Raw genomic sequence first — 10110 nt, 5'->3', positions numbered from 1 at the left:
GCCAGAGACCACCGGGGAGGCCCTGGACGAGGCCCCCCAGGCCCCCACCGGGGCGGATGCGGGCGGTGTGGTTCCAACCCCTCCGTAGGGCCCTTTCTGACCGCCCACGGTGGATTCCAGGACGCCCACACTCCACGTCCCTGGGAGGGGTCACCGACTGTTCACCGAACGACTGCGAGTTCGGCTCGGAGATCGATCATAGATTGCACGGGCCATGCCGGGCCGAGCACTAGATCTCGCGTTGACAGGTCCGGTACCCCCCCATAGCTTGTGTCTGGTCGATGGCGCCCCACCAGCCGATGTGGCTGGGCGCGGGGAAGAGGAGGGATTGTGGGTTTCTTGCTTACAACATCGGTTTCGCCCATAAATCCCCCCAGAACCACCGTCGATTCCAGCCGCTAGTCCCGTCCCGCCGGAACGGGATTCACCTGAACAATTTTCCAGTAACGTGGTGGGGGAGTCCGCTTCCCTGGACAGGCCTCGTGTCTGCCCGAAGCGCCCTGCTTTTGTCTGGAGTGAGCCGCTCGTGAACTTCGATACGCCCGTGAAGCCTTCCGCCAACATGTCTGTCCCGCCCGTCTCCTCCGGCCCGTCCACGCCGGCGACGACGACAGCGCCGACGGGCGCCGCTGCCTCGGGCGCGGTTGCTTCCGAGCCCACGGCGGGCGACTTCAGCGCGACCTCCATGCGGGTGCGCAAGCGCAACGGCGGCACGGAGACGGTGGACCTCAACAAGATTGTGCGCGCCGTGGGCCGCTCCTGCGTGGGCCTGCCCCGCGTGGACGCGATGCGCGTGGCCACGAAGACCATCTCCGGCCTGTATGACGGCGCGACGACGCGGGAGCTGGACAGCCTCTCCATCCAGACGGCCGCCGCCCTCATCGTGGAGGAGCCCGAGTACGGCCGCCTCTCCGCGCGCCTGCTGGCCACCTTCATCCAGAAGGAGGTCAGCAACCAGGACATCCACTCCTTCAGCCAGTCCGTCGCGGCGGGCCACAAGCACGGCCTCATCGCGGACCGGCTGCTCCAGTTCGTCCAGGCCAACGCGCGCAAGCTGAACGCGGCCATCGACCCGTCGCGCAACGACCTCTTCGAGTACTTCGGCCTGCGCACCGTCTACGACAGGTACCTGCTGAAGAACCCGCAGACGCGCGAGGTGCTGGAGACGCCGCAGGAGTTCTTCCTCCGCGTGGCCAGCGCGCTCAGCGGCGACAACGTGAATGAGGCCATCGAGCTGTACCGGCTGTTCAGCTCGCTGGAGTACCTGCCCAGCTCCCCCACCCTGTTCAACTCGGGGACGCGTCACGAGCAGCTGTCGAGCTGCTTCCTGCTGGACTCGCCCGCGGACGAGCTGGACGCCATCTACAAGAAGTACTCGGACATCGCGATGCTGTCGAAGTTCTCCGGCGGCATCGGCGTGGCGTACCACCGGGTGCGCGCGCGCGGCTCGCTCATCAAGTCCACCAACGGGCACTCCAACGGCATCGTCCCCTGGCTGAAGACGCTGGACGCCTCCGTGGCGGCGGTGAACCAGGGTGGCAAGCGCAAGGGCGCGTGCTGCGTGTACCTGGAGACGTGGCACGCGGACATCGAGGACTTCCTGGAGCTGCGTGAGAACACCGGCGACGACGCGCGCCGCACGCACAACCTGAACCTGGCCAACTGGGTGCCGGACCTCTTCATGAAGCGCGTGGAGGCGGACGGCGACTGGAGCCTGTTCGACCCCAAGCGCGTCCCCCACCTCACGGACCTGTACGGCGACGCCTTCGAGCAGGCCTACGCGAAGGCCGAGGCGGACGGCTTGGCCATGCGCAAGGTGAAGGCGCGTGACCTCTACGCCCGGATGATGAAGTGCCTGGCGCAGACGGGGAACGGTTGGATGACCTTCAAGGACATCAGCAACCGCAAGAGCAACCAGACGGGCAAGGCCGGCAACGTCATCCACCTGTCCAACCTGTGCACCGAAATCCTGGAGGTGACGAGCCAGGGTGAGACGGCGGTGTGCAACCTGGGCTCGCTGAACCTGAGCCGGATGCTGGTGGACGGGAAGTTCGACTTCGACCGGCTGCGCGTCAACGCCCAGCTCGCGATGCGGCAGCTCGACCGCGTCATCGACCTGAACTACTACCCCATCCCCGCGGCGGCCTCGTCCAACAAGCGCTGGCGCCCGGTGGGCCTGGGCCTGATGGGCCTGCAGGACGTCTTCTTCCAGCTCAAGCTGGCCTTCGACTCGGCGGAGGCGCGCGCGCTGTCGAAGAAGATCTCGGAGGAGATCTACTTCGCGGCGTTGACCACGTCGTGCGAGCTGGCCGAGCAGTACGGCGCGCACGAGTCCTTCCCGGAGACGCGGGCGGCCAAGGGCGAGCTCCAGTTCGACCACTGGGGCGTGGTGCCCGAGGACACGGCGCGCTGGGACGCGCTGCGCCAGCGCATCATGAAGCACGGCCTGCGCAACTCGCTGATGATTGCGATTGCCCCCACGGCGACGATTGCGTCCATCGTCGGCTGCTACGAGTGCATCGAGCCGCAGGTGTCGAACCTGTTCAAGCGCGAGACGCTGTCGGGTGACTTCCTCCAGGTGAACCGCTACCTGGTGCGGGACCTCCAGGCGCTGGGGCTGTGGAACGACAACATCCGCAACCGCATCAAGATGGCGGAAGGCAGCGTGCAGGATATTACCGAGCTGCCGGAGAACCTCCGCACGGTGTACCGCACGGCGTGGGAGCTGCCGATGCGCGCGCTGCTGGACATGGGCGCGGACCGCGGGGCGTTCATCGACCAGAGCCAGTCGCTCAACCTCTTCGTCGAGACGCCGAACATCGGGAAGCTGTCCTCGATGTACTTCTACGCGTGGCAGAAGGGGCTGAAGACGACGTACTACCTGCGCTCGCGCCCGGCGACGCGGATTGCCAAGGCCACGGTGGGCACGGGGGGTAGCGCCAGCATGGCGTCGGCGACCCCTGCTCCGGTGGCGAAGGCGACCGAGGCCGAGGCGGTGGCCTGCTCGCTGGAGAACCCCGAGGCGTGCGAGGCCTGCCAGTAGGCCTGGGGACGCTGACGGTTTGGCTTGAAGAAGAACGTCTGAGACACCGCGCCGCAGCGCGAGGAGCACGGAAGCAATGCTGTTGAACCCTGGCCTGAATCTCACGCTGCGCCCGATGGCGTATCCGCAGTTCTTCGAGATGTACCGGAACGCCATCAAGAACACCTGGACCGTGGAGGAGGTGGACTTCTCCACGGACCTGGTGGACCTGCGCTCGAAGATGACGGACGCGGAGCGCCACCTCATCCACCGGCTGGTGGCGTTCTTCGCGACGGGAGACAGCATCGTCGGCAACAACCTGGTGCTGAACCTGTACAAGCACCTGAACGCGCCCGAGGCGCGGATGTACCTGTCGCGCCAGCTCTACGAGGAGGCGCTGCACGTCCAGTTCTACCTGACGCTGCTGGACACCTACGTGCCGGACCAGGCCGAGCGGGCGAGGGCCTTCGCGGCCATCGACAACATCCCCTCCATCCAGCGCAAGGCGCGCTTCTGCATGAAGTGGATGGACAGCATCCAGGGGATGGACACGCTGCAGACGAAGCAGGACCGGCGGCAGTTCCTGCTGAACCTCATCTGCTTCGCGGGCTGCATTGAAGGCCTCTTCTTCTTCGCGGCGTTCGCCTACGTGTACTTCCTGCGCAGCAAGGGCCTGCTGAACGGCCTGGCGGCGGGCACCAACTGGGTGTTCCGGGACGAGAGCGCGCACATGGCCTTTGCTTACGAGGCCATCCATGTGGCGCGCAAGGAGGAGCCGGACCTCTTCGACGCGCAGATGGAGCGCGACGTGGTGGCGATGCTCCGCGAGGCCGTGGAGTGCGAGATTCAGTTCGCCCAGGACCTGCTGAGCGGCGGCGTCATGGGCCTGTCCGTTCAGGACATGCGCGGCTACCTGGAGTACGTGGCGGACCAACGGCTCCAGATGCTGGGCATGTCGCCGGTGTTCGGCACGAAGAACCCGCTGCACTTCATGGACCTGCAGGACGTGCAGGAGCTCACGAACTTCTTCGAGCGCCGCGTGTCGTCGTACCAGGTGGCCGTGGGGGTAGGTGCGGCGACCGACGTGGTCCTCGACGCGGCGTTCTGAGTGTCTGTGCGCTGTGTCCCGGGGCGCCGTTTCAGGCGCCCCGGTTGAGGGCAGCGCGCGGTGGGCTCACCAGAACTTCCTCCACGGGCGTCTCGGGGGCTCGGGAGTCCCCTGCTCCGGCACTTAAGCAGGCGGATTCGCTTCGGCACGAGCCGCGACCTCTTGCTCCGTGTCCCGCTGGCGAGCGTGCGTGAACGTGCTGTCGGGGGCCAATAGACTGGGGGCATGCGTGGAGCGCTGCGGCCTGAGTTGAGGGTCGCCAGAACGCGCGGACTTCTGATCATCGGCGGCCAGAAATTCGGAACAGGGGCAGAGTGAAATCAGCTCGCGGACAGCGCCTGCGGATAGGTCCAGGGCATCGCCGCGCCCAGGGCTTGCGCCAGTGCCTCCAGGTGGCGAAGCAGCGCCGCCACGTAAGTCGAAGGGGTTGCCCCCGCACAACTCCACGGTGTGAATGAGACTCATGAGGACATCTCTCACGTGAGCGCCATTTAGCATCCGGAGAAAGGCATTCTCGCAGTGGAGAATGGCTTTCTTGTGGGCCTGTTCGCACAGGTTATTGTCCAATGGGGCGCCCTCCTCGCCGAGGAAGAGGGTCAGCTTCTGCCAGTGCTTGCGCAGGTAGGCAATGGTCTGGCCCAGGCCGAAGTTGGGATTCACCTTGCGTTGGGTAAGCGACTCCCCAGTCCCAATACGGCCCCCGAACACCAGTGCGACACCGCTCCCGGAGCGCCACGCCGCAGGTCATCCGATTTTCAAGACCAGCCTCATTCTGGAATCCACTCCACATCCTGCTTTTTCAGCACGTTGGCGAACTCAATAGAACCTCGCTTGCCATCGTCCACGGGGGGGATAAACCAGTAATGAAGTCTCCACCCAACCCCTCCCTTTGTAATAGTGAGGCGCCAGGCCTTTGCGTTGTCATGTCTGCGTGTTCGCTGAGGACTGTTCGCGGCGGCGGACTCACGCAGATGGCGCAAGCCCAATTTCAGACATTGAGCCTGATCGAGAACAACTGCGGCACATATCCGAATGAGCTTCTCAAGAACCGCTGGCGAAGCATCAATTGACTGCCCAAGGATCGAGCCGACAAATTCGCCATGGAACCTAAAATCAAATTCCATCAACTCACCCCTGGAAACCTCAGCAACCGTGCGACGAATAGCCCGCATTAGTTCGCGCCCATCAGGGCGAACAATACTATCCATGTCGAGCGTATCGGAAATCTGCTCAGGCGTAAAAAGCAGAGGAATCTTCTCGGACATATAAATTGCCCCAGAAGAGGCATCACAGAGATCACCCTCAATCAACTCAACAAGCGCCGACACCTCAACCTCGCCAGCCACAACATCCAACTTCCTTGTCACAACCACAACGGACGAAGCAAAGTCGGCCCCATAGTGCTTATCGCACCCCACACACAAAAGCGACTCTTCCAACTCACCCGAAACAGGATGCGCCCGCAGGACAAACTCATTGGGATTCACCTGCACGCCACCGCTCGAGACGGCCGACTTCGTGGAAACTCTCTCTAATATACCCCTCTCCTCGTCCTGAAAGAAGCTGTTAATCTGGCGCACAATCCAGCCAACGTTAACATCGATCTTATGCTCACTCACAATCTCGCGCATCAAATCAAACGTCGGAAACAAGTTCTCTTCAAAGAGACGCATTGAGCAATCATGGAAATGCCCCCAGTAATAAGGCGACACTTCCGCTTCACGCAACCAGCCCTCCAGCGCAACCAACCAATCTCTTGCCGCCGGCGCACTGAGCTGTCTCTTCGGAGCGAAAAGCAAATACGGATCGATTGCAAAATGAGGCGTCATTTCTTGCTCTTGTTCTTTCGGGCAAGGAACGCAGCGCGAGTAATCTTATCTTCCTGCCTAAGCCCCTCATCAAAGAAGCCGTCTGGCCAGTTCTCAATATTTCCCGAAGCAGAAATCTTCACCGGAGAAAACGTGGACTCTCCGGCCCTGTCCTGATTTGCGAAGTATATTTCCACATCGCCAGATATTCCATCGGACGCATTTGCAATATGATACCGAAGCTGCGTCACGAGATTTTCACTATGCGTCTCTATTATACACTGCTTTCCAGTGCGAGCCAACCCGACAAAGAAATCGCCAAGTCGAGCCTGGGCCCTGGCATGCAAGTGCAACTCCGGTTGCTCGATTAAAATGACAGCACCTTTGGGGGCGAGCAGACCGGCAACCAGAATGGGGAGAATTTGACTTACGCCGACTCCCACCGATTGGAGCGGTCGATCTTTTGAGTTTGGAAGATGCTGGACTGCCCATGAGACTCCAGAGATTCCCGCATCCCTAGTGGATACTCGATGGGCAACACCGAGATATTGAGCCCAGATGTCTACGGCTTTCTCAAGTGTATTGATGGATTCGCTCCCCGTGGTAGGGTTCCACCAGGAAATGCGCTGCTTTCGGTTGGCTTCATAGACAGATGCTGCAAATTCGCCCTTTGGTCCTACGTCATCTGGCTCATTTGACGGGGCGAATCCCTGGGCTGCTCTCGGGTCCGCTCGAAGAGGCCCCAAGTATCGAATCATTGTTGTGAAAAAATTCGTGGTTCGCTGGGACGCCATTTCTATTGCAGAGACGCCATAGTCTTCTGTGACTCGTCTGAGACCAAACTGCGCGGTCGATGTAAACCGGTTCTTAATTTCGCTCGCAATCTCTTCCGCGATGGCAGCACGAACAGATTTAACAAACCTGTGCTTTCTCCGCGTCTTGAGAGGAAGACCAAGTGACCAGCCAGACAGCTCGGACGCGGTTTTTCCTTCGAATCCTTCAGTAGCAGTCTTCCTTGTCAACTCGCCGATTTTTTCCCGGAGGCGGCCACTTATTGGGTCATCGAAGAGTTTTCTTAAAACCTCCTCGTGACGGACGCGTCTAGCCCATGGAGGCGCCTCTCCATAAAGCACCTCAACCAGATGCTCCGCCTCTGCCTCTGCTTCTTCGGCAAGACTAAACCTGGAAAAAAAGCGCTCAGGCAGGAAGTGGGATAGATGGGTAAGATGGGTGGTTGGGGGGCGAGTATTCTCCGGCCAAGAAATCGATATGCTGTAGTTTTCCGACTCAGGGTGCGACAGGGCCCGAATGAACTCCTCCCCAATCCCTGACATCAACTCCCTCTGACTCTCGGCTGTCATTGGACTAACGTCAGCAACCAGGGTATGGGCTTTGTGCTCTTGATGCGGCTGCGGAATTTCCGGATGAATACCCCTAGGCGAAAGCGCAAGCTGCATTCGCGCGCTCGCCAACGCAACCTTAACGGCCTCAATTCCCGATGAATCACTGTCAAAGTGCCGCGCCGATCTGAATGTAGCCAAGAGATTGATCGACTTAACGGACTCAGTTCTCGGGACTCGCCTCCCCCACAGTATCGTTCCCTGCGCGGGAGCCCTCTCTTCTGGCTGCGGTGTAGCAAGAGACAGCTCGAAACCTATGCCGATATTTGGCTGTACGGCCCTCTCATTTCTAATACCCTCAAAAGTCCCCAATTGAACGACGTGTCCATTCAGGATTAGCGACTTCTCGGTGCTCTGATTCGACAGCGTCTGCGTAAAAAGCAGAATCGACTGCAGTACGCTGCTCTTGCCTGAGCTATTCAGCCCCGCCAATACGGTAATAGGGCGAAGTGGGAGGTCGAGTCGCCCTTTGATTGGCTTGAAATTCTCAAGTGTCCAGTTTTTTAACATTGGTCTATCCAGTATTGAGGTTCGACTACTCCATGCAACTTCGACATTGGCGGCTTAGCGATTGTCGACTGTCATGAGCGGTAATTCAAGGGGCTACTTGCCTCCTCTGGCGAATGCATCCGATTCAGGTTTAGCCACCGCTCCCGAAGGAAGCCTCACGCTTGCGCCGTTCACGCTTGCGTCACTGCTCGCGTGACCGGGCGGTCACCTCCGAAATGAACAGGACGCATCTCCAGTTGCTCCAGAGTCACGCCCCACCCCATCATCACATACCAAAGCAACAGCGAGACACAGTGGGTCAACGCCAACACCAGCGATGTAGCGCCCTGATGAGCCGGACAGGCGCGTTCGGCTAGAACGCGAGTCTGATGATGGCGACAAAGACGACAGAGGCTGTCCATGTGGCGGATGGTGCCACGCAGGGAGGACGGCGGCGCTATTACTCTGCGGGGAAGAAGCTGCTGATACTCTCCGAGGCAGAAGTGCCCGGCAAGAGTGTGTCGCTGGTGGCGCACGAGTATGGCGTCAACCCCAGCCAGCTGTTCCGTTAAAATTAGCTGAAGGAGGCCGGTAGCGTGTCGGGGCTGAAAGTCGGCGAGGCCGGGGTGCTGGAGTCCGAGATGCAGCAACTCAAGGCGCAGGTGCGCGAGCTGCAGCGGATGTTGGGCAAGAAGACGCAGGTGGTCGAAGTCCTGCGAGATGCGACTGCCCTGGCACGAGAAAAAGCTGCTGTCGCAGGCAGCATTGTCGAAGCTGAAAGGCATGCTGTGAGTGCGGCAGCTCGGGTGCTGGGCGTCTCGCGCTTCAACCAGATGCGCACTCCGGGGCGTCGGTAGCTCCGGGCGACCGAAATCGATACCGACCACCAAGCGCAGGAAGAACTCAAGGCCGCTATCGGCGAGCGCGCGACCTACGGCTACCGCCGAGTCGGCGCTGTCCTCAACCGGTAGCGCCGCCAGGAGGGCAAGCCCGTCCTAAACCACAAGCGCGGCTATCGCGCTCATGCGTCAAGGAGGCCTGCTGCGGCAACGGAATACCGAAAGTTAACGCGCCCCCATGAGGACTAAGTCGTCAGCCACAAGTCCAACTTGCGCTGGTGCAGCGACGACTTCGAGGTGCGCTGCTTGAATGGCGAAGTCGTTCACGTCGCCTTCAGCCTCGACTGCTGCGACCGAGAGGCCATCGCATTCCAAGCCGCCGCCCAGCATCCACCTCGTTCACCACTCAGGACCTCATGGCCGATATGATCGAAGCCCGCTTCGACCCGGGTACTTCAAAGGCGTCTCACTCGGTGGAGTGGCTGTCCGACGACAGCCCCATCTACGCCGCCAAGAACACCCGTGACTTCGGCTTCCGCCTCGGCCTGCGGGTGTGCACCAAGCTCGCCTACCTCACCCCAGCGCAACGGCATGGCCGAGTCATTCGTGAAGCTCTTCAAACGCGACTACTTCTACGCCAACAAACTGTACTCGACCGCACGCCTCCTCGCCCAACTGCCCGTCTGGTTTGACGACTACAACCGCTGCCACCCGCACCGCAGGCTGAAGATGAAGTCACCTCGCGAGTTCCGTACTGCAAACTCTCAACACTGAGCTGTCCGATTTGACGGGGGCAACCCTAAACGAGTGCGACAAGCCTCAACGCGGCATTCCGTGAAGCCACCACATTAGCCCGCCCACCACGAGCTGACCACCAACAAACAGCGCAACCCTCCACGGTAGGCGCACAGGCCGCCCCTGAAAGTCATCGAAGCGCACCAGGGAGAACAGAGCCCAGACCAGCGTCATCACCCCACTAAGCACGAAGCCCTTCACCGGACTCTCCACAGGCGGGGCGAAGATGAAGTGGTACAGCACCGCAGGCACCACGAAGGCCACCAGCAACACCAATCCCCAAACCCGCGCCGCAGGCACCAACGTCGCCGCCCTGCGCATCCTCCGCGCCCGTCCCAGCTTCGGCGCCATCTCGCTCACCGGCGTCGGCTTGGGCAGCACCTTCCCCTTCCACACCAAGTAGTGCGTGGCCAGCAACCTCGACGCGCGCGTCAGGTTGAAACCCTCCACCGGCGTCCCGGCCGCCATCGCACTGCGGCAGCTCACCGCCCAGTCGATGTAGTGGTGGACCTCCTCTAGCGGCAGCTTGACGATGCTCCGGATGACCTCGCGCGCCACCACCGGCGCCAGCGGGTCCACGGTCCACCCGTCAGCCCCCAGCGTGCTCAGCGCCTCGTCCTCCCGCTTCGCCCCCGTGGGCGCCCCCTCC

Annotated in this window: 7 protein-coding genes and 2 pseudogenes; 5 read left to right on the top strand and 4 right to left on the bottom strand. The window is 61.3% G+C overall.

What is annotated here, in order from left to right; translation table 11 throughout:
- Window positions 1-526 precede the first annotated feature (526 nt).
- Both HV824_RS32420 and HV824_RS32415 read left to right on the top strand, forming a co-directional pair.
- On the top strand, window positions 527-3043 hold the full coding sequence (locus HV824_RS32420; protein WP_176424977.1) for a ribonucleoside-diphosphate reductase subunit alpha: 2517 nt from the start codon (window positions 527-529) through the stop codon (window positions 3041-3043).
- A gap of 76 nt (window positions 3044-3119) precedes the next feature.
- The gene (locus tag HV824_RS32415; protein ID WP_176424976.1) at window positions 3120-4130 is read left to right on the top strand and encodes a ribonucleotide-diphosphate reductase subunit beta; all 1011 of its coding nucleotides are present in this window, start codon (window positions 3120-3122) and stop codon (window positions 4128-4130) included.
- Window positions 4131-4652: 522 nt separating this feature from the next.
- Here the strand turns inward: HV824_RS32415 and HV824_RS38310 are convergent.
- The 3 genes and pseudogenes from HV824_RS38310 to HV824_RS32400 all read right to left on the bottom strand — a co-directional run.
- Window positions 4653-4790, bottom strand: a pseudogene (locus HV824_RS38310) (transposase); the annotation flags it as partial.
- Window positions 4791-4897: 107 nt separating this feature from the next.
- Window positions 4898-5959 (bottom strand): hypothetical protein, encoded by a 1062-nt coding sequence (locus HV824_RS32405; protein ID WP_176424974.1) that lies wholly within the window; start codon window positions 5957-5959, stop codon window positions 4898-4900.
- A complete protein-coding gene (locus tag HV824_RS32400; RefSeq protein ID WP_176424973.1) occupies window positions 5956-7848 on the bottom strand; it encodes a DUF3696 domain-containing protein in 1893 nt (630 codons plus the stop codon). The genes HV824_RS32405 and HV824_RS32400 overlap by 4 nt, the downstream gene beginning before the upstream one ends.
- A gap of 368 nt (window positions 7849-8216) precedes the next feature.
- Between HV824_RS32400 and HV824_RS32395 the strand changes: the two genes are divergently transcribed.
- The 3 genes from HV824_RS32395 to HV824_RS38305 all read left to right on the top strand — a co-directional run bounded on the left by HV824_RS32395 (window position 8217) and on the right by HV824_RS38305 (window position 9440).
- Complete coding sequence (locus tag HV824_RS32395; RefSeq protein ID WP_176424972.1) at window positions 8217-8399, top strand: transposase; 183 nt, start codon at window positions 8217-8219, stop codon at window positions 8397-8399.
- Between the two features lie 24 nt (window positions 8400-8423).
- A complete protein-coding gene (locus tag HV824_RS32390) occupies window positions 8424-8684 on the top strand; it encodes a hypothetical protein (protein WP_176424971.1) in 261 nt (86 codons plus the stop codon).
- A 573-nt stretch (window positions 8685-9257) separates the two neighbouring features.
- A complete protein-coding gene (locus HV824_RS38305; protein ID WP_176424970.1) occupies window positions 9258-9440 on the top strand; it encodes an integrase core domain-containing protein in 183 nt (60 codons plus the stop codon).
- 45 nt (window positions 9441-9485) lie between these two features.
- Here HV824_RS38305 and HV824_RS32380 read toward each other — a convergent pair.
- A pseudogene (locus HV824_RS32380) lies at window positions 9486-10110 on the bottom strand (hypothetical protein); the annotation flags it as partial.

This window comes from Myxococcus sp. AM009 (assembly GCF_013372605.1).
GTDB lineage: Bacteria > Myxococcota > Myxococcia > Myxococcales > Myxococcaceae > Myxococcus > Myxococcus vastator.
Note: the sequence above shows the minus strand (reverse complement) of the source record. Positions and strands in the feature narration are given on the sequence as shown.

Excerpts from the sequence above, each read along its gene's own strand:
- HV824_RS32415 (WP_176424976.1), top strand. The coding sequence starts at position 3,120 with ATGCTGTTGAACCCTGGCCTGAATCTCACGCTGCGCCCGATGGCGTAT.
- HV824_RS32405 (WP_176424974.1), bottom strand. The coding sequence starts at position 5,959 with ATGACGCCTCATTTTGCAATCGATCCGTATTTGCTTTTCGCTCCGAAG.
- HV824_RS32400 (WP_176424973.1), bottom strand. The coding sequence starts at position 7,848 with ATGTTAAAAAACTGGACACTTGAGAATTTCAAGCCAATCAAAGGGCGA.
- HV824_RS32395 (WP_176424972.1), top strand. The coding sequence starts at position 8,217 with ATGATGGCGACAAAGACGACAGAGGCTGTCCATGTGGCGGATGGTGCC.
- HV824_RS38305 (WP_176424970.1), top strand. The coding sequence starts at position 9,258 with ATGGCCGAGTCATTCGTGAAGCTCTTCAAACGCGACTACTTCTACGCC.